The organism is Mesorhizobium sp. CNPSo 4688 (assembly GCF_057784295.1).
This window is the reverse complement of record NZ_JBWLUY010000003.1, coordinates 302901-326885: the sequence shown is the minus strand read 5'-3', so window position 1 is coordinate 326885 and position 23985 is coordinate 302901. Positions and strand designations below refer to the sequence as shown.

28 protein-coding genes, 1 tRNA gene and 2 pseudogenes are annotated in these 23985 nt (G+C 61.5%); 10 read left to right on the top strand and 21 right to left on the bottom strand.

Annotated elements, in window-relative coordinates:
• Positions 1-7: 7 nt before the first annotated feature.
• Positions 8-667: a ribosome biogenesis GTP-binding protein YihA/YsxC gene (gene yihA / locus AC04SH_RS07235; RefSeq protein WP_203277501.1), complete on the bottom strand. Its 660-nt coding sequence runs from the start codon at positions 665-667 to the stop codon at positions 8-10.
• Positions 664-1302: a CatB-related O-acetyltransferase gene (locus tag AC04SH_RS07230; RefSeq protein ID WP_192256958.1), complete on the bottom strand. Its 639-nt coding sequence runs from the start codon at positions 1300-1302 to the stop codon at positions 664-666. Before AC04SH_RS07230 ends, yihA begins: the two co-directional genes overlap by 4 nt.
• A gap of 236 nt (positions 1303-1538) precedes the next feature.
• Here AC04SH_RS07230 and AC04SH_RS07225 point away from each other — a divergent pair.
• Positions 1539-1727, top strand: a pseudogene (locus AC04SH_RS07225) (EmrB/QacA family drug resistance transporter); the annotation flags it as partial.
• 133 nt (positions 1728-1860) lie between these two features.
• Here AC04SH_RS07225 and AC04SH_RS07220 read toward each other — a convergent pair.
• From AC04SH_RS07220 to rpmH, 4 genes are all read right to left on the bottom strand, one after another.
• Complete coding sequence (locus AC04SH_RS07220) at positions 1861-2427, bottom strand: fasciclin domain-containing protein (RefSeq protein ID WP_477232198.1); 567 nt, start codon at positions 2425-2427, stop codon at positions 1861-1863.
• Positions 2428-2806: 379 nt separating this feature from the next.
• The gene (yidC, locus tag AC04SH_RS07215) at positions 2807-4621 is read right to left on the bottom strand and encodes a membrane protein insertase YidC (RefSeq protein WP_352582845.1); all 1815 of its coding nucleotides are present in this window, start codon (positions 4619-4621) and stop codon (positions 2807-2809) included.
• A gap of 14 nt (positions 4622-4635) precedes the next feature.
• A complete protein-coding gene (gene rnpA / locus AC04SH_RS07210) occupies positions 4636-4989 on the bottom strand; it encodes a ribonuclease P protein component (RefSeq protein WP_488574492.1) in 354 nt (117 codons plus the stop codon).
• A 16-nt stretch (positions 4990-5005) separates the two neighbouring features.
• Positions 5006-5140, bottom strand: coding sequence for a 50S ribosomal protein L34 (gene rpmH / locus AC04SH_RS07205; RefSeq protein WP_008833937.1), 135 nt, complete (start codon positions 5138-5140; stop codon positions 5006-5008).
• Positions 5141-5461: 321 nt separating this feature from the next.
• Here rpmH and AC04SH_RS07200 point away from each other — a divergent pair, with 321 nt between their 5' ends.
• Together AC04SH_RS07200 and AC04SH_RS07195 are read left to right on the top strand one after the other, a co-directional pair.
• Positions 5462-6979, top strand: a complete 1518-nt coding sequence (locus tag AC04SH_RS07200; RefSeq protein WP_477346962.1) for an ATP-binding protein — start codon at positions 5462-5464, stop codon at positions 6977-6979.
• A 194-nt stretch (positions 6980-7173) separates the two neighbouring features.
• Positions 7174-7250: transfer RNA gene (locus tag AC04SH_RS07195), tRNA-Arg, on the top strand.
• 81 nt (positions 7251-7331) lie between these two features.
• Here AC04SH_RS07195 and AC04SH_RS07190 read toward each other — a convergent pair.
• Both AC04SH_RS07190 and AC04SH_RS07185 read right to left on the bottom strand, forming a co-directional pair.
• Positions 7332-8516: an MFS transporter gene (locus AC04SH_RS07190; protein WP_488574491.1), complete on the bottom strand. Its 1185-nt coding sequence runs from the start codon at positions 8514-8516 to the stop codon at positions 7332-7334.
• 21 nt (positions 8517-8537) lie between these two features.
• On the bottom strand, positions 8538-9836 hold the full coding sequence (locus AC04SH_RS07185) for an FAD-binding oxidoreductase (protein WP_488574490.1): 1299 nt from the start codon (positions 9834-9836) through the stop codon (positions 8538-8540).
• A gap of 204 nt (positions 9837-10040) precedes the next feature.
• Here AC04SH_RS07185 and AC04SH_RS07180 point away from each other — a divergent pair, with 204 nt between their 5' ends.
• Entirely contained in the window at positions 10041-10946 is a 906-nt protein-coding gene (locus AC04SH_RS07180) for a LysR substrate-binding domain-containing protein (RefSeq protein WP_477232192.1), read from the top strand.
• Positions 10947-11147: 201 nt separating this feature from the next.
• Here AC04SH_RS07180 and AC04SH_RS07175 read toward each other — a convergent pair whose 3' ends face one another.
• Entirely contained in the window at positions 11148-11858 is a 711-nt protein-coding gene (locus tag AC04SH_RS07175) for a methyltransferase family protein (protein WP_488574489.1), read from the bottom strand.
• Between the two features lie 49 nt (positions 11859-11907).
• Positions 11908-12324: a GbsR/MarR family transcriptional regulator gene (locus AC04SH_RS07170; RefSeq protein ID WP_246749729.1), complete on the bottom strand. Its 417-nt coding sequence runs from the start codon at positions 12322-12324 to the stop codon at positions 11908-11910.
• A gap of 119 nt (positions 12325-12443) precedes the next feature.
• Between AC04SH_RS07170 and AC04SH_RS07165 the strand changes: the two genes are divergently transcribed.
• The 4 genes from AC04SH_RS07165 to AC04SH_RS07150 are packed head-to-tail and all read left to right on the top strand — an operon-like array spanning position 12444 to position 14590.
• On the top strand, positions 12444-12725 hold the full coding sequence (locus AC04SH_RS07165) for a hypothetical protein (protein WP_488574488.1): 282 nt from the start codon (positions 12444-12446) through the stop codon (positions 12723-12725).
• Positions 12722-13084, top strand: a complete 363-nt coding sequence (locus AC04SH_RS07160) for an alpha/beta hydrolase (RefSeq protein ID WP_488574635.1) — start codon at positions 12722-12724, stop codon at positions 13082-13084. Before AC04SH_RS07165 ends, AC04SH_RS07160 begins: the two co-directional genes overlap by 4 nt.
• 2 nt (positions 13085-13086) lie before the next feature.
• Entirely contained in the window at positions 13087-13506 is a 420-nt protein-coding gene (locus tag AC04SH_RS07155; protein ID WP_488574487.1) for a pyridoxamine 5'-phosphate oxidase family protein, read from the top strand.
• Positions 13507-13552: 46 nt separating this feature from the next.
• Positions 13553-14590 (top strand): YihY/virulence factor BrkB family protein, encoded by a 1038-nt coding sequence (locus AC04SH_RS07150; protein ID WP_488574486.1) that lies wholly within the window; start codon positions 13553-13555, stop codon positions 14588-14590.
• A gap of 141 nt (positions 14591-14731) precedes the next feature.
• Here the strand turns inward: AC04SH_RS07150 and AC04SH_RS07145 are convergent, their stop codons facing one another.
• From AC04SH_RS07145 to AC04SH_RS07125, 5 genes and pseudogenes are all read right to left on the bottom strand, one after another.
• Positions 14732-15097, bottom strand: a complete 366-nt coding sequence (locus AC04SH_RS07145) for a VOC family protein (protein WP_488574485.1) — start codon at positions 15095-15097, stop codon at positions 14732-14734.
• Between the two features lie 159 nt (positions 15098-15256).
• Positions 15257-15492: pseudogene (locus tag AC04SH_RS07140) on the bottom strand (DUF899 family protein); the annotation flags it as partial.
• 12 nt (positions 15493-15504) lie between these two features.
• The gene (locus AC04SH_RS07135; protein WP_488574634.1) at positions 15505-16281 is read right to left on the bottom strand and encodes a C39 family peptidase; all 777 of its coding nucleotides are present in this window, start codon (positions 16279-16281) and stop codon (positions 15505-15507) included.
• Positions 16282-16324: 43 nt separating this feature from the next.
• The gene (locus AC04SH_RS07130) at positions 16325-17014 is read right to left on the bottom strand and encodes a DUF4019 domain-containing protein (protein ID WP_488574633.1); all 690 of its coding nucleotides are present in this window, start codon (positions 17012-17014) and stop codon (positions 16325-16327) included.
• 295 nt (positions 17015-17309) lie between these two features.
• On the bottom strand, positions 17310-17849 hold the full coding sequence (locus AC04SH_RS07125; protein WP_488574484.1) for an autotransporter: 540 nt from the start codon (positions 17847-17849) through the stop codon (positions 17310-17312).
• 96 nt (positions 17850-17945) lie between these two features.
• Here AC04SH_RS07125 and AC04SH_RS07120 point away from each other — a divergent pair, with 96 nt between their 5' ends.
• The gene (locus AC04SH_RS07120; protein WP_488574483.1) at positions 17946-18662 is read left to right on the top strand and encodes a GntR family transcriptional regulator; all 717 of its coding nucleotides are present in this window, start codon (positions 17946-17948) and stop codon (positions 18660-18662) included.
• Positions 18663-18688: 26 nt separating this feature from the next.
• Here AC04SH_RS07120 and AC04SH_RS07115 read toward each other — a convergent pair whose 3' ends face one another.
• Positions 18689-19579, bottom strand: coding sequence for a sigma-70 family RNA polymerase sigma factor (locus AC04SH_RS07115; protein WP_488574482.1), 891 nt, complete (start codon positions 19577-19579; stop codon positions 18689-18691).
• A 32-nt stretch (positions 19580-19611) separates the two neighbouring features.
• On the bottom strand, positions 19612-19920 hold the full coding sequence (locus AC04SH_RS07110) for a hypothetical protein (protein ID WP_488574481.1): 309 nt from the start codon (positions 19918-19920) through the stop codon (positions 19612-19614).
• Positions 19921-20070: 150 nt separating this feature from the next.
• Between AC04SH_RS07110 and AC04SH_RS07105 the strand changes: the two genes are divergently transcribed.
• Positions 20071-20436, top strand: a complete 366-nt coding sequence (locus AC04SH_RS07105) for a VOC family protein (protein ID WP_488574480.1) — start codon at positions 20071-20073, stop codon at positions 20434-20436.
• Positions 20437-20534: 98 nt separating this feature from the next.
• On the opposite strand, the gene AC04SH_RS07100 is transcribed toward AC04SH_RS07105, so the two are convergent.
• The 4 genes from AC04SH_RS07100 to AC04SH_RS07085 form a co-directional block, all read right to left on the bottom strand.
• On the bottom strand, positions 20535-21521 hold the full coding sequence (locus AC04SH_RS07100) for a Gfo/Idh/MocA family protein (protein ID WP_488574479.1): 987 nt from the start codon (positions 21519-21521) through the stop codon (positions 20535-20537).
• Positions 21522-21602: 81 nt separating this feature from the next.
• Positions 21603-22178 (bottom strand): YceI family protein, encoded by a 576-nt coding sequence (locus tag AC04SH_RS07095; RefSeq protein ID WP_488574478.1) that lies wholly within the window; start codon positions 22176-22178, stop codon positions 21603-21605.
• A gap of 68 nt (positions 22179-22246) precedes the next feature.
• Positions 22247-22825: a cytochrome b gene (locus tag AC04SH_RS07090; RefSeq protein ID WP_488574477.1), complete on the bottom strand. Its 579-nt coding sequence runs from the start codon at positions 22823-22825 to the stop codon at positions 22247-22249.
• Positions 22826-23089: 264 nt separating this feature from the next.
• Complete coding sequence (locus AC04SH_RS07085; RefSeq protein ID WP_488574476.1) at positions 23090-23980, bottom strand: LysR family transcriptional regulator; 891 nt, start codon at positions 23978-23980, stop codon at positions 23090-23092.
• Positions 23981-23985 lie beyond the last annotated feature (5 nt).

Genomic DNA, 23985 nt, shown 5'->3' with positions numbered 1-23985 from the left:
GGCTCGCTCAGCCGCCATTGGCGGCCAGCACGATCGCCGCGCGTAATTCCTCGAGACCCTCGCCCTTTTCCGATGATGTGGCGAGCACGAACGGAAACGCCGCCGGCCGCTTCTTGATTTTCAGCAGCGTCTCCTCGATCAGCCGCGGCACGCCCGCCGCCTTGATCTTGTCGGTCTTGGTCAGCACGATCTGGTAGGACACCGCCGCCTTGTCGAGCAGCGACAGCACTTCGTCGTCCTTGGCCTTGATGCCGTGGCGGGCATCGATCAGCACATAGACCCGCTTCAGCGTCACCCGGCCCTTGAGATAGTCGAAGACCAGCTTGGTCCAGTCGTCGACCTTTTCCTTCGGCGCGCTGGCATAACCGTAGCCCGGCATGTCGACCAGCGCCATCGGCGGCAGGTCGGTGCCTTCGCCGGAAAACCCACCCGGCACGAAATAGTTGAGCTCCTGCGTGCGCCCCGGCGTGTTGGATGTGCGCGCCAGCCCGTTATGGCCGACCAGCGCATTGATCAGCGACGACTTGCCGACATTGGAGCGGCCGGCGAAAGCGATTTCCGGCGGCCCTTCCGGCGGCAGGAATTTCATCGCCGGCACGCCGCGGATGAATATCCACCCTTTGGTGAACAGCTCGACGCCGATAACCGTATTGCCCAACGCGTTCAAACCGCTGCCTCCAGCCTGGAAATATCGGCGCCCCTGATGGCATTGAGGTTGCGGCCGATCTTGTCCACCGGCCAGTTCCACCACGCCACTGAAAGCAGTCGCCGCACGGTCCTGTCGTCGAAGCGCATCTTCACCACCTTTGCAGCATTGCCGGCGACGATCGCATAGGCCGGCACGTCATGCGTCACCACCGATTTCGCCGCCACGATGGCGCCATGGCCGATCGACACGCCGGGCATGATCACCGCATCCATGCCGATCCATACATCATTGCCGACCATCGTGTCGCCGCGCACTTCCTGCGACCACGTTTTCGGATCGAAGCCGTGCTCCCAGCCATGGCCGAAAATGTTGAACGGATAGGTCGAGAAGCCGGACATCGCATGGTTGGCGCCGTTCATGATGAAGCGCGCGCCCTCGGCGATGGCGCAGAACTTGCCGATGATGAGCTTGTCGCCGATGAACGGATAGTGATGCAGAACGCACCGCTCGGCGAATTTGTCCGGCCCGTCCGGATCGTCATAATAGGTGAAGTCGCCGATCTCGATATTCGGTGCCGTGACCAGCGGCTTCAGGAAGCCGACCCGGGTATGCATCGGGATCGGGTGCTTGATGTCTGGGTTGGGTCCGTCCATGGCGAGGTCCGTTGAGAAGTGGCAGCCGGGCGCAGGCGCAATCCGCGTGCGCCGTTCAAAATAGCGTGATCCGCCCTATAGCACCAATCGTCCGATGAGCGAGCCCTGCGGGGCTTCGACGGTCACTTCGTACCGCGGCAGATGACGATCGGATCGGACATCGAGCGGTCGAAACCGGCGCCCTGATAGACCTGGACGTTCGCGGCCCGGGCGGCAGCAGGAAGCTGCCTTCGACGATGAACCCTTACACCGCCGCCGGCCGCGCCGCGCTCGACGGCGTCGTCACGCTGCAGGCGACGATCATCAGCTACATGAACGACTTCAAGCTGATGATGATCCTGTCGCTCGCCGCCATCCCGCTGATGCTCTTGCTGCGCAAGCCGGCGACACCGGCCAAGGTCGACCACAGCGCCGTCGTCGAGTGAAAAACCAAACCGGGGCCCTGCGAAGGACAAGCAGGACCCCGGCCGTGTCGAAGACGGCTTCCGCGACACATGGCGGGGATGGCAAGCCGGGAAAAGCCGTAGCGACTTGCCGTGATCCCTTTTCCGGAAGCCGTTACTTCGGCAACAGCACGTTGTTGACGACGTGGATGACGCCGTTCGACTGGTTGACGTCGGCGATCGTCACCTTGGCGGCGCCGCCGGATTCGTCGACGATGTAAAGCGAGCCGCCCTTGACCTCGGCGGTCAGCGTGTCGCCGGAAACGGTCTTCATTTCATACTTGCCGCCCATCGCCTTGGCCTTGGTCATCATCTCCTTGGCCGAAATCTTGCCGGAAACGACATGCGCGGTCAGGATTTTGGTCAGCTTGTCCTTGTTCTCGGGCTTCACCAGCGTGGCGACAGTGCCGGCGGGCAGCTTCTTGAAGGCGGAATCGGTCGGCGCGAACACGGTGAACGGACCGGCGCTCTGCAGCGTGTCGACAAGACCGGCGGCCTTGACGGCTGCCACCAGCGTCTTGTGGATCGGCGAGTTGACGGCGTTCTCGACGATGTTCTTCGTGGTCGACATCGCGGCGCCGCCGACGGCGGGATTGGCGAATGTGTAGGCGGTCGTGGCGGTGAGGCCGGAAGCCGCGAGGACGGCAGAGATGCAGAGAGCTTTGAGGATGGACTGTGTCATTGGAGAACCCTTCCATTGCGACAATTGTTGATTCGATTGTCGGGGAGAGTTACGCGGCATTGCCCGGGATAGTTTCGAGAACAAATGCAAAAAAATAATAGAAACAAATAGTTACACGATAAGTCGGCCACCAGCACCAATGTCCCCGCGACATAGGTCACGAGGATGCGGCTCCAGCGAAGCAATTTTCCAATGAAGGGTGATCCGTCCTGAACGTTCTGGGCGATACAGGATGAGACACGCCCTTCACGTGCTTCAGGTTTCGCCCTTCACGGGAACGTGATGCGCGTTTCGTCCAACAAAAACCCCGAAGGTTGTGTCCAACTTTCGGGGGTCAGTTCAACAGGCCGGGGCTTTTTCGATTGGAATGGAGCGCCGGCTACTCAGCCGGCGATGGTTTCTTTCGAAACAGCGCCGCCAGATTGTCCCACAACTCGATCTTGGCGCCCTGGCGCTTCATGATCACGCCCTGCTGCAGGATCGACAGCGTGTTGTTCCAGGCCCAGTAAATGACGAGGCCGGCCGGGAAGCTGCCCATCATGAAGGTGAAAATCACCGGCATCCAGGTGAAGATCTGCGCCTGCGTCGGGTCCGGCGGCGTCGGGTTCATGCGCATCTGCAGGAACATGGTGATACCCATGACCACCGCCCAGGCGCCCATATGCGGCAGGAATGCCGGCGGCGCGAAGGGCAGCAGGCCGAACAGGTTGAAGATCGAGGTCGGATCGGGCGCGGCCAGATCCTGGATCCAGCCGAAGAACGGTGCGTGCCGCATCTCGATGGTGATGTAGAGCACCTTGTAGAGCGAGAAGAACACGGGGATCTGCAGCGCCACCGGCCAACAGCCGGCGAGCGGATTGATCTTCTCGGTCTTGTACAGCTCCATCATCGCCTGTTGCTGCTTCATCTTGTCGTCCGCGTATTTCTCGCGGATCTCGAGCATCTTGGGCTGCACCTTCTTCATGTTCGCCATCGACGCGTAGGATTTGTTGGCGAGCGGGAAGAAGATGGTTTTCACCACGACTGTGGTGGCCAGGATGGCCAGGCCGAAATTGCCGAAGAATTTGTACAGCGTGTCGATCAGGTAGAACATCGGCTTGGTGATCCAGATGAACCATCCCCAATCGATCAGCCGGTCGAACAGCCTGATCTGGCGGTCCTGGGCGTAGGCGTTGATCTTGTTGACTTCCTTGGCGCCGGCAAAGATCTCGGTCTCCACCGTCGCCGACTGACCGGCGGCAATGGTGATCGGGTCGGTGAGGAAGTCCGACTGATAGCGCGGGCGGCCATTGTCGTAATAGGCGTAGTGCGGCTGGAACGGCTGCTTCTCGGTCGGCACCAGGGTGACCGCCCAGTATTTGTCGGTGATGCCAAGCCAGCCATCGGTCGACTTGCTCGGCGTGTAGAGCTTGTTCTTCTCGATGTCGGCGTATTTGTGCTCCTGCAGGCCTTCCGTGCCGGTGACGCCGATCAGGCCTTCATGCAGCACATAGGAGCTGGCAACCGCCGGCTTGTCGAAGCGGATGACGCGGCCATAATTCGACAGCGTGACAGGAGCCGAGCCCGAATTCTGCACCGCGTCGGAAACGGTGAACATGTAGTCACCATCGACCGAGATCGTGCGCTTGAAGGTCAGGCCCTTGTCGTTGGTGAAGGTCAGCGTCACCGGCGTCGCCGGCGTCAGCGTCGCATTGCCGTCGACGCTCCAGACGGTTTCCGGACCTGGCACCGCGCCGGTCGTGTCGCTGCCGACAAAGCCGATCTCGGCATAGTAGCCGGTGGGCAGCGCCTGCGGGTTGAGCAACTGGATCTGCGGCGAGGTCTTGTCGACCGTCTCGGTGTAGTGCTTGAGCTTGAGGTCGTCGAGGCGGCCGCCGGTCAGGTTGATCGAGCCCGACAGGCTCGGCGTGTCGATCTTGACGCGGGCAGTCTTGGCCACTTCCTGTGCGCGGCCTTCCGGCGTCGTGACGTAGGTGCCGGGCGCATTCGGAATGGCGCCGGGCGCCGCGGGCGCCGTCGTGCCGCCGGGATTTGCGGCCTCGGCCGCCTTCTTCTGCTCCGCCGCCCGCTGCTCTTCAATGCGCGTGGCTTCGGCTTGCCGCTCGCTGCGCGGCAGCACATAGAAATATTGCCACAGCCCAAGGATCAGCACCGACAAGACGATGGTGATGTAGAAGTTCCGGTTGTTTTCCATCGAAAGCCCTTGGCCTATCGTGTTCCGCTGAGACGGCGGGAGAGCTCGGCCTTCAACTGGCCGAACGGAATGGTAAGCACGTCTTCACGTCCGACGATGACATAGTCATTGCCGGGCGCCATGTCACTTGCGGCATGGGTGCGCACGGCTTCTTTCAGTCGCCGCCTGATGCGGTTGCGCACGACTGCATTGCCGACTTTCTTTGTGACGGTGAAGCCGACGCGCGGCGACAGACCGTCATTGCGGTCGAGAACTTCAACGAGAAAAAGCCGCCCGCGCCGCTTTTCACTGCGGCGGACGGCCAGGAATTCCGCACGTTTCAGAAGCCGCTTGGGGTTTGGTCCCACTGGCTTGCCGGTTGCGGGCAACGATCTCGTCTTCCGTTCAGGCGCTGAGCCGCTTGCGGCCGCGGTTGCGGCGAGCTGCGACGACGCCGCGACCACCCTTGGTGGCCATGCGAGCACGAAAACCGTGCCGGCGTTTGCGGACGAGTTTGGACGGTTGGTAGGTACGCTTCATTTGTTTTAATACCGCGGGGTGCGGCCCTTCTTGATTCTGTCACTGTGTAACAGGAGCTTTGCCGGGCCGGTATTGGCGCGATCGAAACCGCGCCGGGACGAATGGCCCGAGCGTGAGCGGCTTATAGAAAGAAGGGTTTTGGGAGTCAATCCAGCGCGAACACCAGTTCGTCGCGGCGCGAACTATGAGTTCGTCACGGCGCGAACGACCAGTCCGAGGCGGTTTTATTGCTGGTACCATCGTCCAACGAAGGATGAAATTGGCAAAAAAGCCGCAATCGCCTAATCTCAACCGATCAAGCGTTTGTGAAGACAGGCCTTAATGAGCGAACTTGCCCCCGCGGATGAAGGGACCGGCCCGGCGAAAGCCGACGCCAGCCCGGCGTCCGCTCGCCCGGCTCCGAGCCGTTCGGTGCCATTGGCGCGCGGCCTGTCGACCAAGCTGCTGTTGCTCACCATCGTCTTCGTGCTCCTGGCCGAAGTCCTCATTTTCCTGCCCTGGATCGCCAGCTACCGCCTGGCCTGGCTGAAGGAGAGGCTCAGCACCGCCGCCGCCGTGTCGATCGTGCTGGTGCAGGGCGAGCCCAATTCGCTCTCCCGCGCCGCCCAGAACGACGTGCTGATGGCGATCGGCGCCAAGGCGATCGCGGTGCGCGACGGCGGCGTCTCGCGCCTCCTGGTGGTGGCCGAGATGCCGCCCCAGGTCGACGAGCATATCGACATCGCCAATGTCGGCATGATCAAGGGCATGACCGGAGCGCTCGATACGCTGTTCTTCGGCGGCAAGCGTATGCTGAGGGTCTTTGGCCCGGTCGGCGAAAGCGACAAGGAATTTGAGCTGATCATGCCCGACTATTCCTTGCGCAACGCCATGCTGCGCTATTCGCGCAATGTCGCCTTCGTCTCGCTGCTGATCTCGCTGTTCACCGCCATGCTGGTCTATGCCGCGATCGACCTGATCATGATCGGCCCGATCCGCACCATGACGCGCTCGATGCTGTCCTTCTCCGAAGCGCCCGACGATCCCGGGCGCATCATCCATCCGGCCGCCCGGGCCGACGAGATCGGCGTTGCCGAACGCGAACTGTCGCAGATGCAGGAACGGTTGCAAAAGATGCTGTCGGAGCAGAAGCATCTTGCCGATCTCGGCCTCGCCGTCTCCAAGATCAATCACGACATGCGCAACATCCTGGCCTCGGCGCAGCTGATGTCGGACCGCCTGCGCCTGGTCAAGGACCCGACCGTGCAGGCTTTTGCGCCGAAGCTGTTGCGCGCGCTCGACCGCGCCGTGTCCTATTCCGAAGGCGTGCTGGCCTATGGCCGCACCCAGGAGCCGGCGCCCTCGCGCCGCCGTTTGCGGCTGCGCCAGCTGGTCGACGACGTCCACGGCCTGCTCGACATCGAGGACGGCATCGAATTCGTCAACGCCGTCGAGCTCGCTTTCGAGGTCGACGCCGATTCCGACCAGCTGTTTCGCGTGCTCACCAATCTGTGCCGCAACGCCGTGCAGGCGATGGCAGCCGACTCCGAGAGCGCGCTGGTGCGCCGGCTCGCCGTGTCGGCCGAGCGCATGGGCAGCGTCAGCCGCATCATCGTCACCGACACCGGCCCCGGCCTGCCGCCCAAGGCGCGCGAAAACCTGTTCGCGGCGTTTCGCGGTTCGGCCCGTAGCGGCGGCACCGGCCTTGGCCTGGCCATCGCCCATGAACTGATCCGCGCCCATGGCGGCACGGTGGAGCTGGTTGAATCGATCGGCGGCCGCACTACCTTCGCCGTCACCATCCCCGACCAGCCGGTCCGCCTCGACCAAGCCCGCAACGGCCTGCGCCGCCCGGCCTAAGGTGTGTCGGCGTTCAAGCGAGGCCGGCCTGCGCTGAATCTCGTCGCACCTTGATCTGCACCGTCGAAAGCGTCTGCGACAAAACTTTTGCGGGATCGGCTTGCTTTTCGGAAATTCAGTCGTTAGGGAACACGTCTCGTCGCGGCCGGTCGCCAGGATCGGATCGCGGGGCTATGCAAGTCATGGCCTGTTGCGCGCCCGTAGCTCAGCTGGATAGAGCACCAGACTACGAATCTGGGGGTCAGGAGTTCGAATCTCTTCGGGCGCGCCATTTGACTCTAAATCGTCCTGACTTGCGAACGCCATAGACCGCCGTTTCCCGTCATCGAGCGTACCGGCGGTCCCAGCACGACTAGCCGCCTTGCCTGGATGGAACCACCATCGGCTGTGGGAGGCGGCTGATCCGGTGGAATGACCAAAGGAGGAGAGGGCAAAGGAGGAGCGCGGCAGCGCCGAAATCGAGCGCGACGGCCGCGGTGCCGGCCCAGGTTGCAAGTTTGCCGCCGATCGCCGGCCCAGCCAGCATGCCGGCATAGTAGACGGTGTAGAACACTCCCATCCCGATCGACCGCGTCTTCTGATTGAGCACGCGCGTCGGCAAGCTCATGATCGCGCCGGCAGGCAAGCCGCCTGCGATTCCCATGGCGATGATGAGGGCTAGCACTGGTCCGCTTCGCGACAGAAGGAGCATCAGAAATGCAAAGCCTACACAGCCCGTAGCGAGAACCGCGCCGCCGCGCTTGCTACGATCGGTCAGGAAGCCACCCAGGGGGACCGAAAGCGTGGCCAGCCAAAGCACGACGCTGATCGTCGATCCCGCTGCAGAGTTGGACCACCCGCGCTCGACGAGCATCGACGGACCGAAGCTGAAGACCATTGCGAAGCCGACATTGTAGAGGCACCAGATCAGGCCGGCGGCGATGAGGGCATAGGTTGTCCCGGCCGAAATGCCAGAGCGCTCGGCGCCACCGGCGGGCGATACCTCCGGGGTGCGATAGATGAAGGTTATCAGGCCGATGCCGACGATGACCAGAACCGAAACGGCAATGCCCACGGCGGTCACCCCGAATGTCGTTCCGATTGCCGGCAGCAGCATGAGAGCGATAGCGATGCCCGCTGGCCACGAGTTGATGTAGATGGCCATGGCCGTTGCGATTTCCCGGCCGGCAAACCAGTCGGCGACCATCTTGGTCATCAGGACGTTCAGGAGAACGCCGCCAGTGCCGCTTATCAATCGGCCGCCGATCTGCAGGCTCCAGAACGGCGACGCCGCCATCAGCATTTCACCTGCCAGCATCATCAGAAGGCCGGCGAGAACGGTCGCCTTATCGCCATAGCGCTGGCCGATGGTCGCGCCAGGCAGGGCCAATGCGACTCCCGGTGCAAGATAGAGGCCGATTAGAATGCCGATGTCGGCCAGGCTCGCACCGACGCCATCGCTGATAAGAGGCGCGACGGCGCCGACGCTCTGAAACTGAAACGCCATTGCGGCGCGGGCGACAAACAGGACAGCGAGGATCGTCCAGCGGCTGCGCACGGTTCCCCCTGATATTCCGAACTATTCGGGCCTGATATTCTGGTTCAGTCGGAAGAAATTGGTCGGGTCGTATTGCTTCTTGATCGCGGCGAGGCGTGCATAATTGCCACCGTAAGCATCACGCACGCGCTCGTCACCCTCATCACCAAGATTGTTGGCATAGACACCGCCAGTGGAGAATGGCCTGACCGCATTCCACAGGTCGCGCGCCCAGCGGATGTTCACCTCATCATCGACCGGATCGTCCCAGATCGCGATCGGGAAGCAGTCAAGGGCCGCATCGCGATTGGCGTAGGGCGAGTGCGATGCGGGCACGCGAGCGATGGCGCCGCCGACCTGCTGGAAAACCAGCAGCGAGGAGCGATTGGGAGCCCTCGCGTAAGCGTCGAGCAGGGCCTCGATCGCGCCATCGCTGATCTCGCGCATGAACTGCGCTTTCCAGTAATAGCGTCGCCCGCGTGGAAAGAGGCTGTCGCCCGCCGATTGGATCTGAAGATAAGGAATGGCTTGAAGGCGACTGTCGATGGGGAATCCGAATTTCATCAGCGGCGCGATGGCTGGTTCGCCCGCTTCGGGCGACCCGACATAGCAAGCCGAGATGTTGAAGGCACGCTCGCCCGAGGGCAGCGTGACGAGCGCGGCATCGACGCTCACCTCGTCCGGGGCGTTGCGGGAGAATTTATCATAAAACCGCATGGCCTCGCGCGCATGATTGTAATCGTGAAGCACCGAGCCCACGAGAAGCGCCGGGCCGAGCGGGTGCAGCCGGTATTCGAATGCCGTCACGATGCCGAAATTACCTCCGCCGCCTCGCAAGGCCCAGAACAGATCGGGATGCTCGCTGGCGCTTGCCCGCAACAGCCGTCCGTCGGCGGTGACGATTTCAGCCGCGATCAAATTATCGCAGCTCAGGCCGTGCTTTCGCCCGAGCTTGCCGAAGCCTCCGCCCAGCGTGAGGCCGGCAATACCGGTGTCGCCGTTGACCCCCATGGTTGTGGCGAGGCCGTGGGCCTGCGTGGCTGCGTCGAACTCGCCGAGGGTCAGACCAGCTTGGGCCCTGGCAATGCGACGCTCAGGATCGACTTCGATCTTCTTCATGCGGGATAGATCGATCACCACCCCATCGTCGCAGACGGACAGGCCGGCGACGTTGTGGCCGCCGCTGCGAACTGCCACGAGACAGCCTTGTGACCTGGCATAGGTCACGGCATGGACGACATCATCAGGGTCAGCGCAAAAGACAATTGCAGCAGGGTGTTTGTCGATCGCCCCATTCCAGACCCTGCGCGCCTGGTCGTAGGTAGCGTCCGTCGGCAACACCAGTTCGCCCCGTAAGCCTCGCCGTAGCTGTTCAATCGCCGCACTCGGAGAATGAGATCGGCCCGATAGCGCCTCGGTCTGTCGTGGAATCTCCATCGATATCGCCCTCGGTTCTGGCAGGACTATGGTCTCACAGAGACGCAACCCTCTGCAAAAGCGAAATTCTTAGCTGCTAGATGAGAGGAATTCATCTACACTGCCGGCATGAGAAACTACCCGCCTCTCCGCGCTTTGCACGCCTTTGAGGCCGCCGCTCGGCACGGCAGCTTCAAGGCCGCAGCGGCGGAACTCGGCGTGACGCCGACAGCGATCAGCCACCAAGTCCGCCTGTTGGAAGATATATGCGATCGCAAGCTGTTCCAGCGCCGACCGCGCCCGCTGGTGCTGACGAGCGCGGGAGCGCGACTGTTTCCCATCCTCCGCAACGGCTTTGATCTTCTCTCCGGCTCCCTTGCCGCAGTCGCCGAGCCGGATTTTCAAGCGCCATTGCGGGTGACAAGCCCAAACGCTTTCGCGAGTCGATGGCTGGTGCCTCGATTGCCGAAATGGCGAGAGGCCAACCCGGCCGTACCACTGGATATCATCGGGACGGACGCAGTACTCGATCTACGCGCCGGCGCCGCAGATGTGGCGATCCGCTACACACGTCGCCCGCCTCTGGGCTTTGCTATGCAGGAGATATGTCGCGATTCCTTCTTTCCCATTTGCAGTCCCCGACTATTGGCAAGCGACGAGCGAACGATTGAACGTGCTGCCGATCTCCTGCGTTATCCCTTGATCCATTTTGACTGGATGAACCGGGATCCGGACGCTCCCACCTGGACCCGGTGGCTAGCAACGGCCCGCTCGATCGATCCAGATCTAATCCCGCACAAAGCTTGGGATTTGAGCTTCCGCGAGGAACTGCATGCGATCGATGCGGTGGTCGCCGGGCAAGGCATTGCGATCTGTAGTGACGTCGTGGTTGGCCGTGAACTGGAAAACGGCTCGCTCGTCAAAGCGCATCAATTATCCTTGCCGGGCTACAGTTTTTATATTGTTTGGATGCCCCACAGTCCGAGATCCGCGGTGATAGAGTCCTTCCTGGCGTGGATGAGAACCGTCGCATGAGACTTGTCGAACCTGGGATATCAAGCGCAAATACGCGCTGTTTGCGCCACTGATATTCCTGAACAAAGGCGCGATCTCTCGCGACCTCCGCTACCTCAAGACCGAGCTCGAGCGTGCCTGCCTAGACCTCTTGTTTTTGCGTAGTTTCGGATGGAAAACCGCTTCACACTTTTCCTGGAATTGCTGATTGGATTCCCGCCCTCACCAGAAGCCGGGGACCAATCTGTGCCGCACGCGACGGGAATAATCGTCATATCCGGGAAGTTCGGCCCGCAGCAGCCGGTCTTCCCAAGCGGTGCGCAAGACGAGCAGCGCCGACGCCAGCGCGGCGGGCACCAGGGCCCAGAACGAAGCCAGCGCAAGCGCCATGCCGAAGAACAGGAACAGCGCGGCGATGTAGCCGGGGTGACGCACGAAACGGTATGGGCCAGCATCGATCACGCGCTGATGCCGTTCGGACTGGATGCGGACACCCGGCTCGAAGTATGGGTTCACCGCTTGTGCCCATCCGGTCACCGCGACGCCCGCCAGCACGGCGATGTAGCCGCAGAGCACCGCCCAGACGGGAACAGCCGACCAATGAAAGCGCCCGGCGTCGAGCGCCGCCACCGGCAGGATTGCCACCATCGCCGGCAGAATGACCGCGAGCAGCGCCTTGTCCCAGCCTTTCGTGCCCGGCTGGAACCGGCTACGCGCGCGGTAGATGATCGGATTGACCCGCGCGATCACCAGCGCCGACACGCCGAACGCCGAAATCAGAACGGCAAGGAACACCCATCCGGGCCACCAGGCAATCGTGCCGACCGGCACGAAGATCAATCCCAGCAACCCCAGCGGCAGGCCGATCGCATAGGCAATGCCTGTGCCGCGCGACATCGCGGGCGGCTCCCGGGGCGTCTTGGTCTGTTCCATGGCGCTAGCTCCTTCGGCGGATTTGTCTCCGGACTGGAATGCCGACCGATCACGTCGATCGGGATCGCGGCTTCTTCGCGCGCCACTGCCCCAGCGCTGTCTCCATCGCCTGGCGTATCGCCAGGTAGAACGCCGCCATTTCGTCGAGGCGATCGCGCGCTGCTCCCGACGCGACGGCGTCCGTGCTGTTCCTCATGAGATCGGCGAGCGCGTCGAGCAAGCGGTTCTGTTCGGTCAGCATGCCCTCGTAATTGTCGGACACCGCGTACAAAGCGCGCTTGCTTCCGCGCTCGCCGTGGCGCTGGGCGAGCCTGTAGGCTTCCAGCAACCGCGCCGCGACGCTTGCGCTGCTTTTGCTGATCTCGAGGTCTGCCGTGATGCGGTCGAGGCTGACCGGTTCGGCGCAAAGCAGCAGGTAGCCGTAGAGGCGCGCCGCTGTCTGGGGCACGCCCCAGGGGATCAGCAACCTGGCCGCATTCTCGATGAAGCGTTGTTCGGCAGGGCGATTGTTTGACATATTCGGCATATCTCGAATATAATGCCTTTAAGGATGATGGATGACAAGGGCCTGCCCTGGAGCCGGTTATGCTTCCCTATCTTGTGGCTGGGATCGTCATCGTCGGTTTGCCGACGATCTATGCGGCGGTGCGATTCCGCGAGTATCGAAAATTTCTGGCCGGCGCGTTCTTCGTCAGCAGCGGCATGCAGTTCTACTTTTATCTGGCCAAGATTCCGATCCCGCTGATGTGGACAAACGCCATTCAGTCCCCCGAACTCAGTGGCGTGCGCGGGACGATCCATTTTGCGCTTTTCCTGATCTGCCTCTACTTTGGCTGGTTCTTCCGCCGCAATCGTAGCACCGACTGAGTGTTCCGCTCAGGTCTTCAGGACGTTGGCAGCCATCGCACGGCCTCGATTCGCCCGCCGGCGATGCCGCCGCCGTGAAAAGCTGCCTTGGCGGGGTCGGCAGCCCTGCGATCCTGGTCGGACATTCCTATGGCGGCTCGCTCATCATGCACGCTAGGGCTGATCCGCGCGTGGCGGGCTGGTTTACATCGCGGCGCTGGCGCAACGCTGCACCGGCCTTTGGCTGGCGGAACCCCAAGCAAGATCTTTCAATGAATTGGAACAGATGCGGCCGGCTGCCGTTTGCTTTCTTTCGTCCATTGAAAGGAAGTCCAATGGCCAGCCCTGCCGAACTCGAAGCCAGGTTCTGGAAGTCGTGACAATGATGATCGGCCTCGATGGGTCCAAGGTCATCCCGCGTCCGATGACAGCCCAGATTGAGGATCGGAAGGGGTCGATCTGGTTCTTCACGGCCACAGACACCGAGCTTGTCGAGGGCCTGAAAGGTGGCAGCGGCGCGACAGGTACCTTCACATCGAAGGGTCACGACCTGTTCGCCACAGTGCAAGGGAAGCTTTTTCTGGACAACAACCCAGTGGTCATCGATCGGCCTTGGAATCGTTTTGTCGCTGCCTGGTTTGAAGGCGGGAAAGACGACCCGAGGCTGGCACTGCTGAGGTTCGACCCGCAGGAAGCTGAGATCTGGCTCGACGGCTCAAGCGTGACTGCAGGCATAAAAATGCTGCTCGGGTTCGATCCGAAAGAGGAATACAAGGACAAGGTCGCCAAAGTGTCCCTGTGAGGAGCTGCAACTTTCATGGCGATGCGGAGTGTGGGGCTGTTGAGCGATGGACACCAAGTCCTCGTTGATCGATACCGAAGCGGCCAATCGTGCGTTGGCAACGTCTGAAGCCAGCAAGGCCGCCATAAGGGCAGAGGATGGGGACCGTGGTCGCGATGCGGCCTGGCCGTCACAGATTCCTGCACTCGGCTGGAGGGACATCTTCTGGCGGCTCTGGGAAGAGTTCAACAAGGACCGGGTCTTGCTGGTCGCGGCCGGTGCCACCTTCTATCTGCTGCTGGCGCTGTTTCCGGCGCTGGCCGCCTTCATCTCGATCTACGGTTTTGTCGCCGATCCTGTGACAGTGGCGGACCATGTCGCCTATCTCGGCGGATTGCTGCCGTCGGAGGGACTGGATCTCATTCGCGGACAATTGCAGGCTTTGGCCAGTCAGAAACCGGGAGCGCTCGGAACAGGTCTCTTCGTCGGCCTTGCGATCGCGCTGTCGAGCGCGAACAGCGGAATGAAGGCGCTCTTCGATGCGATGAACATCGCCTATGAGGAAAGCGAGAAGCGCAGCTTCATCACGCTCAATCTGATGTCGATCCTGTTCACGATGGGAGCCCTGGTGATCGGCATCGTGCTGTTGCTGACAGTTGGCGTTGTCCCGGCCTTGTTGCGCTTCTTCTACCTTGACGCCTGGACAGAGACCCTTGTTGCGGTGTCTCGCTGGCCGATCCTGACAGGCTTCATCCTTACAGGCATTTCCCTGCTCTACCGTTTCGGGCCGAGCCGCGAACATGCGAAGTGGCGATGGCTGAGCTGGGGTGCCTTGATTGCGACCGTCGTCTGGATCGCCGCATCGTGGCTGTTCTCGTTCTACCTGCAGCATTTTGCCAACTACAACGCCACCTACGGATCGCTGGGCGCTGTCGTTGGCTTGATGATGTGGACATGGATTTCAGTCATCATCCTCATCGCGGGCGCCGCAATCAATGCCGAGATGGAACATCAGACGGCAATCGACTCGACCACGGGGCCCGCTCTGCCGATGGGAGAGCGTGGCGCGGTGGTTGCCGATACGCTGGGCAAAACAGCTGATTAGGTGCTGGATCGCCTATCCGGCAAAGAACCGACGCGCCGTAGAAATCGGGGCGCCGCGCGGGACATCGGCCATTCTCCGTGTCGTGGAGAATTCTACCCAACCCAAGTCCTGCCAATCGGAGGGTCAGCCGCGCATGCAGCTTCAATCCTTCTTGAATTCGAACAACTCGATGACATTGCTCGACGGATCTTCGAGCAAGATGGCGCGGCCGGCTCCGCCATCGCTTATATCGCCGCGGAATCGTGCATGAGCCCGACGCAACCGCTCAATCAGAACGTCGAGCTCGTTCGTAACGATCATGAATCGGTTCCACCCGCCAGGCCTCGGATCGCCGCCCGCCTGACCACCGCTTCCCGCGCCTGGGGCGCTGAGATAGAGCGTGAATTCGTCGCGCAACAGCGCGGCGAACTTGCCCGGATTGTGCTTGTCGACCTTGAAATCCAGATTGTCTCGATAGAATTCGACCGCCTCGTCGACGTCGGCAACGATATATCGGACGGAAATCATTCAAACTCCTCCCGTCACAATAACCCCGCGACGGTATATTCAGTTCCTTCCAACGGCCGGGCCGCGCCTTCACATAGCGCAGAGCCCTGGCCCTTTAGTAGATGTGACCGTTTATTAGGTGATCTTCGGGTACCAGTCGGTCCCGCGGCCTTCCTGCGTTCAGTCCAGGACGTTCCATAGCATCATCAGGTCCGGCTCGGTTGTCGGGTCCTTGCCCGGATCGGCCGACTCGAAACCAAGCTCCGCACCCCAGAAATGCCGGATGGTGCCGTCGCGCCGGGTGAAGACGTTTTCGGCGGCGGTGTCGGTCCCGTCCTCCATAATGGCATGGTAGTCCCGGCTGAAATTCCCGTTGAGGTCGGCATAGAGGGCAGGTTCTTCCAGCCGCGCTGCTGGCACGACGAGCCTCAGAAGCAAGCGGTACCTTGAAAGGTCATTCCGAATGCGTTTGTGCCGAAGCAAGCGCCCCCAGACGGAGTGGTCCCATCATTTGGGTAAGGTCCGAGACGCCCTGCGGCGGTACAGCAAAAATGGGGAGGGGACTGCGTGTCTTCTTCGGGCGCCGAACTCTTAACGAGTATCGTCTGTCTCCAGTGGAGAGCACTTTTGTAAGTCGTCCTGCTGATTTCATACTGGCCAGGCTCCAACTCGTTCGCTCCGGCCGCGAGGTAGGGATTATGAGATTGGTCAAACGGAAAAGGATCGTTTACGATCAAGGTCGCGCCATCGTCATCATAGCCTACAATAAGGGCAACGTGCTGAGAGACGCCAAGACTGCCTCCAGACGGCGATATGCCAGCAATCATCGGGTTTCCATCGTCTATCTCCTCAACCACTTCGTCTTCCGTCAAGGCACGGGCTCGATGGGTTGCGGAAACGTCGTCCGCATTCAACCCAAGGAGCGCTCTAACGCGCTTAGGGTATGCTTCAATTGCTTCAACCAGTGTTCGGGCGCTGCCGGCGGGTACCTGACAAAGAGCGCAATTCGACACGCACATCTGCGCACGTGTACCAAATGCAATTGTACCTACAATCCCACACTGATAGTCGCCGCCGCCATTCGCGTTCGGAACGTCATAGTGCTTCATCAGCATTTCCGTCACAGCGATCCAGCACCAGACTGGGCTTTCCTGCGCCACCGGATCAATCGGGAGCGTTTCGCTTCGAGCGGGTAGCACGAACATTACAACGATCGTTGCAAGCGCTAAAATCCGGCTCATAACACACCTACTGGCACGGTATAATCGTTGGGCTGATTTGATAGCTGGTGACTGTCCACGTCTTGTTTTGGGTCGCGCGCAAGACGACTTGCTCGCCACGGCACTGTGAATCAGCATGGAATCTGGTTCTGAAAAGATAGGATCGGTACAGACCTACTGGGAATCCCGGCGGTGATTCAGCCCGGTTCGTTCCCATCAAGACACGTGAATCTACGGCACCAAGTGGCTTTCGAAAGTTCTCGTAGACTGTTTTCCAGTTTTCAAAATCAGCAGGTGACTTACCGATCACTTCCTGATCCATTTCAGCCCAGGACCCAGCTACATCTCCATTGTCGATATCGGCGACAAATGAAAGCGCGAGCGGTTTGGCGTCCGCGCTAGGTTCAATGAGGGTCACAGCGGAGCGAGTGATCGCCGGTTCTTGAGAATATACCAAGGCCATTAGCGCCAACGCCCCTCCTGCGCGGAGCACGCCCTTAAACTGAACCTCGATGGATCCAGGGAGCATTGCGCCAACGCCGCCAGCGGCTAAAGCGAGCGTTGTAATGAAGACCCTTGCTTGGAATGGTTCCGGGTTTGGAAAAAACACAGCAAAACTGAGCATTATACAAAGGAAAACAACGCCAAACGCGAAAGCGAGGGCAATGTCGACGGCTATTTGACCTTTGACAAAACGGCGTGGCGCTCGCGCGCGCATCTCAACCAAAATACACCCCCCAGTGCTAATGGATATGCCGAACGATACCGTTTTGTAGTAGATTTACAATAGTCTGACTACGATTTGTTGGCGGGATGGCGAGGTGTATTTCTTGCCTAAATTGCGATCACCAAATGGCGCAACAATGTATAGTTAACACTTAAGTAAAAAAAATCTACAGTCAGGAATAGAGAAAGAGTATTTGGCTTCGAGTTTTGCTTGAAATATGCAGCAGACATCGAAATATTTCACCGGAACCGGCGAAAAGGGATAATTAGCAATTCTTCAACGTTGTCTACCCAATCGGCCGCGCCCCTGCCAGATACCGCTCATTGTCGAACGGCTCGGCCTGGTTGCTGTCCGGGCTCCACATATGGCGGTCAATCTCCGTCAGATCGCCGAGATAGACATGCAGTGCGCCGGAGCGGGCGCTGCCGGTGTTGGCGACCGCATGCACAGTATCAGGGGTCATGTGCACCACGGCGGGGGCCGCGATGTCCTGCCGTTCGGGGGTATCGATCTCGCTGCCGTCGACGGGGTAGATGAAGTTGGTCTCGCTGCCCTTGTAGATGCCGATCAGCGCATCCATCAGGTGGTTGTGCGCGGGATACTGCAGGCCAGGCGACAGCGTGATGTGGTAGATCGTCAAGTCAGGGCTGGCATGCAGCAGCACCTCATCGTCTTCCTCTTCATGGGCGAGCACGCCCGATGCATGAAAGCGGTCGGTGTGTTCGCGCAAAACCGCCCTGACGCGTTCGAACGGATCAGGCCCTTTGGCGGCGTTGACGATATCGGCGGTTACGGCGTAGAGAGGCGAGTCGGCGGCCAAAGACATTGTCAGTTATCCCTCTTAAGAAGCTTAATACTCATAACTGAGATGCTCAGCCTAGCGAATGCCGGAACCAGCGTCAACTGCCTAGGAAAACCTGACATGATCGCCCCGAAATCCGCAGCCGCGTCACCCTCGACCGCCGACATATTGCGCAGCGAGGAGGCCTACGAGCAGCTGAAGAGCGATATCGTCGCCTGCGTGCTGCGCCCCGGCGAAAGCCTGACCGAAAAGCAGATCGGCGATCGCTACCAGATCAGGAAGGCGACGATCCGCTCGGCCCTTGCCCGGCTGACCCAGGAAGGGCTGATCAAAAGCGAGCCCAGGCGCGGCTACGTCATCGCACCGCTCAGCCTGCGCGACGTCAACGAGATTTTCGATGTCCGCAGCCTGATCGAGCCGGAAGTGTTCCGGGTGGCGGCCGCCAACATCACCGAGCGTGGGCTCGACGACATCAGGCTGGCGGCGCAAAAGGTGCTGAAGCCCGAGACGCTGCGCAGCCAAGTCGCCTTCCTCGCCGCCGACCGCGCCTTTCGCCTTGCGCTGGCCGAGCTCTCGGGCAATCTGCGGCTGGCGCGCCTGCTCGACCAGATCCTGGACCAGTCGGAGCGTGTCCTCCATCTCGGCTTCAAATCGCGCGACTTCACGCAAGTGATCATTGGCCAGCAAAAGGAGCTCGTCCTTGCCTGTGAGGTGGCCGAGGTCTCGGCCATCGCAAAGCTTGCCCGTTCGCAGTGCCTGTCGCTCAAGAAGCAGGTGCTTGAGGCCCTGCTTGCCGGCTCCAAACTGCAGGACGCCAATTTGCAAAGCTTCGCCTGAGGCCGTCGCTCATCAGCTGGTGGTACTTATTCGTCGACGAAGCGGATGTCCGCGTCGGCGAGGCAATAGGGCGCATAGCGGAAATCTCGGATATGGCTGACCTTTCCGTCGTGCCAGTCGACCAGCATGAAGCCACGCACGGCGTCATCTCCCGCTTGCGGGTTGCGGATCAGGATCGCCGGCCTGCCGTCGACGAAGCCCAGCGAAAGCGCCCAGTCGCTGACGCGGTCGTAATTGCCGAAATAGTTGGAAACCTGCGCCTTGCCGCGCATGCGGGTGCGGTTGACGACTTCGAGCTGGATGTCCTCGGCGATCAACGCGCGTACGGCGTCGAAGTCTCGCGCGTTGAACAGGTCGACATAACGGCGCAAGCGCCGCTCGTCGTCGACGTCGAGTTTTGGGGCGGGCGTCTGTTCGTCCTGCGCCGCCAACAGCCGTAGCTGCGCCCGTCCGCGATGCAGCGCCGCCTTGGTCGCCGCCAGCGTCGCGCCGGACACCTCGCAGGTCTCGTGCAGGCTGAGGCCAAGCACGTCGACGAGGATCACGGCGCTGCGCTGCGCCGTCGCAAGCTGCATGAAGCTACGCAGGCTGGCAGCGGTGGCGAGCCTGACATCGGCGCTGGCGGAGGGGTCTTCGATCGTCGTCATGTCGGTCTCGCTCATGCGCGACTGCTCCCGCTGGCGCCGGCGCAGATGATCCTGCGCGGCATTGTGGGCGATGCGAAACAGCCATTGCTCGGGACGCTCGACAGACGCGCCACCGTCAATGGCCTGCAGCGCCTTGATCAGTGTCTCCTGGACGATGTCCTCGCCATCGATCACCGAGCCGGCCATGCGGGCGCAGTAGCGGTGCAGCTTCGGCCGCAAGGAGCCAAGCATCGCCTCCAGGGCCACGCGGTCGAGTTTTGCTGTGTTCATCCTGTCCATTCCCAAAATGCCGGTCTTGGCAATCAGGCCGGCACGTCCTCGCCGGCCAGCATGCGATAGTTGCCGACGATCCTTGCCGGCGATCGGGCAAGCGGCGTCGAACGCCGCCCGGCATGATCGGCGCTGAAGGCCTTGAAGGCGGCGAGCCCGGTCAGGCCGTCGCCGTCCTGGCTGACAAGATGGACGAACTCGCCATTCTCCAGTTCCAGGACGAGGTAGCGCACGGATTGCGGCCTGGTTTCGGCAAGCGCCTCGAACACCTTTGCAACCAGCATACGGTTCTCGGCGATGCTTTCATCCTTCACGCCGTAGCGGATGAGATTGTAGCCCATTGTCGTCTCCTGTTTTTCAAGTCTGCAGGGAGAAGACGTTTCGTGGTGTCGAAAAGATTCTCCGCCGCAGCGAATCTTTTCGATCGTCCATGTCGTCTTTCCCCCGTGGACGGCTGCGCGGCAGCCATCGAGGAGCAGGAGAGACCCATCATGCACATCCAGTTTGCCGAGTTGCCTGTCATCGACCAGGACCGCGCCAAGGCCTTCTACACCGAACACCTTGCTTGCCAGCTCATAGCTGATCAGCCCATGGGCGACAGCGGCTGGCGCTGGATCGAACTGGCATTCCCCTTCGCCGTCACCAATTTGCATTTCATCAGGCGCGCCGATGATGCGCCGGGCGCTCAGCCCGTAATGGTTCTGGTCGACGACAATGTCGAGGCGACGGTCACCAGGCTGAAGGCGCGCGGCGTCGAAATCATCACCGAGCCGCAGGAGGCGCCCTGGCAGCCGGGTCGCACTGTCGCCGAGTTCCGCGACAGCGAAGGCAACCGCATGGTTGTCGCCAGCAAATGAGCGGCGCGCCGGACCGAATTCCGAGACCAACAGGAGAGATGGACATGACCCCCCGATCGTCGACGCTGAAAGTACCGGGCGCGGCTCCGGCCCCGTGATCAGACGGCCTCCCAGCCTTCCTTGCCGCCGGCGCGGAAGATGGCGTCGATGACCTTTTGGTTGAGCACGGATTCCTCCAGCGTGAACACGCGCTCCTTGCCGCCCTCGGCCGCCCTGGCAAAGGTCTCGACCTCGCGCCGGTATTGCTGCGTGCCGGGAAAGCGGAACACCTGCGCCTCGGTGTGGTTCTGGTTGTGCAGTTCGATGCGGTGATGGTCGTAGAGCCCGGCATTGAACGGCGAAAACACCTCGATGAAACCCTTCTCGCCGTGGAACACCATCACCTGCCGCGCCGCCATCTGTGTCGACAGATAGAAGGACAGTTCGAAATCGCCGAAATCGGCGCGGATCGAGGAATAGATGTCGGTGCCGAATTTCTTGTCGCGCTCGATTGTCGCCTGCACGCGCAGCGGCTCCTTGTCTGTGCAAAACCGTGTCGACACCGTCGGGTAGACGCCGATGTCGGGCAGCGCGCCGCCGCCGAGATCGAGCTGGTTGCGCATGTTGGTGGGGTCGATATTGTAATAGGAGAACGCGCCCTGCACATGGCGCAGCCGGCCGATGGCGCCGCTGGCGATGAGCTCGCGCACCTTGATCCATTGCGGGTGGTAGATCACCATGAACGCTTCGCAGACCAGCACCTTCTTCTGGTCGCGCAGCTTGATCAGCGGCAGGATATCCTTGGCGTCAAGAGCCAGCGGCTTTTCCACCAGCACATGTTTTCCTGCCTCGATCGCCTTGGCCGTCCATTCCACATGCTGCGAGGTCGGCAGCGGAATGTAGACGCCGTCGACCTCTTTGGAAGCCAGCAGTTCCTCATAGGAGCCGAAAGCGTGGCGGGCGCCAAAACGCTCGCCCAAGGCCTTGGCCTTCGACAGGTCGCGGCTGGCGATCGCCGACAGCACGCCATTCTCTGCCTCGACAATTGCCGGCAGTAACTGCTCGCGGCCGATCTTGGCCGTCGACAAAACACCCCATCGGAACATCAGGCTTCTCCTATCGATTTACAGGTGGGGAGGTTTGCCCGAAATCGGGAGAAAAGCCAATGCGCGGAGCGCTAGTCCTTGCTAGCCCTTCTTCCCCGTCAACGTCATGTCGAAGTCGACGATGTTGGAATAGATCGGCGTGCCGACATCCATGCCGTAGCGTGAGCGCAGCACCTTGCCGGTGACGTGAAATTTGATCGTGCCGCCCTTCAGCCCGCCGAGCTCGGCGATGAACTTTTCCGCAAACGTCTTGCCGCGCGCCGTCAGCCGGCCGCTGACCAGCGCCGTGGTGTCGCTGGTGCGGGTGACGCTGGTCGAGCGGAACTGGATTTCGGGATTGTTGGCGGCATCGAACACCGCGTCGGAGCGCAGGAAGGCATCGATGCGGCCCTGCCCTGTACCGACGCTTTCGGGATAGATGGTGAAATTGACCTGCGAACGCCCGACATCGCTGTTGTCGATACGGATCGAGCCCTTGAACCGGCCGAAGGCGCCGTTGAGCCCGCCGCCGCCGACCTTGCCGATGGAAAAGCGGATGCTGGAGCTGGCCGGGTTGACCGTATAGCTGCCGGCTGCGTCGTTAAGGTCGACCGCGGCCAAGACAGGCATGGCAAGGCAAGCGGCCATAGCCGCCAATCCGAAGATGCGCGCATACATGGGTTTTGTCCTTCTGGGGCAGGCAAAGTCCTGCGTCTTTTCCTCCATGAACGAATACGCGGCGCGCTCTATTCCATGTCGGGCGCTGACGAAGGCGTGATCATGCGCGTGAGCACGTTGTCGCGCAGCCAGAGATGATGGCGCAGCGCCGCCAGCGCATGCAGCACGACCAGCGCAATGCCGGCATAGGCGAGATACCAGTGTGCGGCTGCCCAGAAGTTTTCCGCCGTGTCGGACAGGCCGAGCGGCAGGTTCGGCATCACGAACAGGTTGAACGGCATGCTGGGGATCTCCAGCATCGACACCGAAACCAGCGCCCAGCCGGACAAAGGCAAAGCGAGCTGGAAGGCATAAAGCGCCAGATGCGCCAGCGGCGCGGTGCGACGCTCCAGCGCCCCGGTCGAGGCCGGCAAAGCCGGCGTCACATTGCCGAGCCGCCAGGCGATGCGCAGGATGATGAGGCCGAGCAGCAGAAAGCCGAAGGATTTGTGCAGCTGGATGAGCTCGAAGGCGGTCCGCTGGCTGTCGATCCGCACCATGACAAAGCCGAGTATGAACTGGCCGATGAAGATGATGCCGATCAGCCAATGGAGGATGATGGCCACCCAGCCGTAGCGCGTTGGAGAGTTGGTGATTGATGCTTGCATGATAAGAAAACGCTTCCAAATAGCGCTTTCTTCCAGACGACAGCGCTGCCCCTCATTGCCCTGCCGGGCATTTCTCCCCGTAAACGGGGAAGAAAGTAGCAGTACCGCCAGCGGCGCTCTTCCTGCCACGTTGGTGATTGGCGAAAGCGTCGATGAGAGCGTCCCTCGCCCCGTTTACGGGGAGAGGATGCCGGCAGGCAGGTGAGGGGCAGCGCCGCCGTCAGCAGTCCCGTGCTGAAGCGACCATTTCGCTCCTGCTCGCCCTTACCCACCCACCTTGAAGAAATCCACAAACGCCCGCAGCGCCGGGCGCATTTGCCTGCGACTGGGATAGTAGACGAAGAAGCCGTCGAAAGGCGGGCACCAGTCTTCCAGCACGCGGATCAGCCGGCCGTCGGCGAGCGGCGCGCGTACATAATCATCGAAGACGAAAGCGAGCCCGGCGCCGTCGATGGCCGCCTGGGCGATCAGATGGTCCTCGTCGAGGATCAGCGGTCCTTGTGCGGCGATCTCGATCGCCTCGCCGTCCTTCTCGAATTCCCAGCGGTAGAGGATACCGCTGGAGAAGCGGAAGCGGATGCAGCGGTGGTCGGCCAGCTCGCGCGGGTGACGCGGCTTCGGCATTTTTTCGAAATAGGACGGTGCACCGACGACGGCACCGCGAAGGTCCGGCCCGATGCGCACCGCGATCATGTCGCGTTCCAGGCTCTCGCCGAGCCGCACGCCGGCGTCGAAGCCACCCTCGACCACATCGGTAAAGCGGTCCTCGATGACGATCTCCAGCACGATGTCGGGATAGGCCGATGCAAAGGCGCCGAGTCTGGGCGTCAGCGTCAGGTGCGCGGCCGTGCGCGGCACGGTCAGCCGCAGATTGCCGGCCGGCCGGTCGCGCGCCTCGACTGCGGTTTCCAGCGCCAGATCGATCTCCGACAGTGCGGGCCGTAGCCGCTCCAGCAAGTGCGCCCCTGCCTCGGTCGGCGCGACGCTGCGCGTGCTGCGCGCCAAGAGCCGTACGCCGAGCCGCGCCTCCAGGCTGGACACAGCATGGCTCACGGCCGAGGGAGCTATGGCCAGTTCCCTGGCGGCGCCGCGAAAGCTGCCGCATTGGGCGACAGTGGCCAGCACCGCCAGTTGCGAAAGATGAGCGCGGTTCATTGATC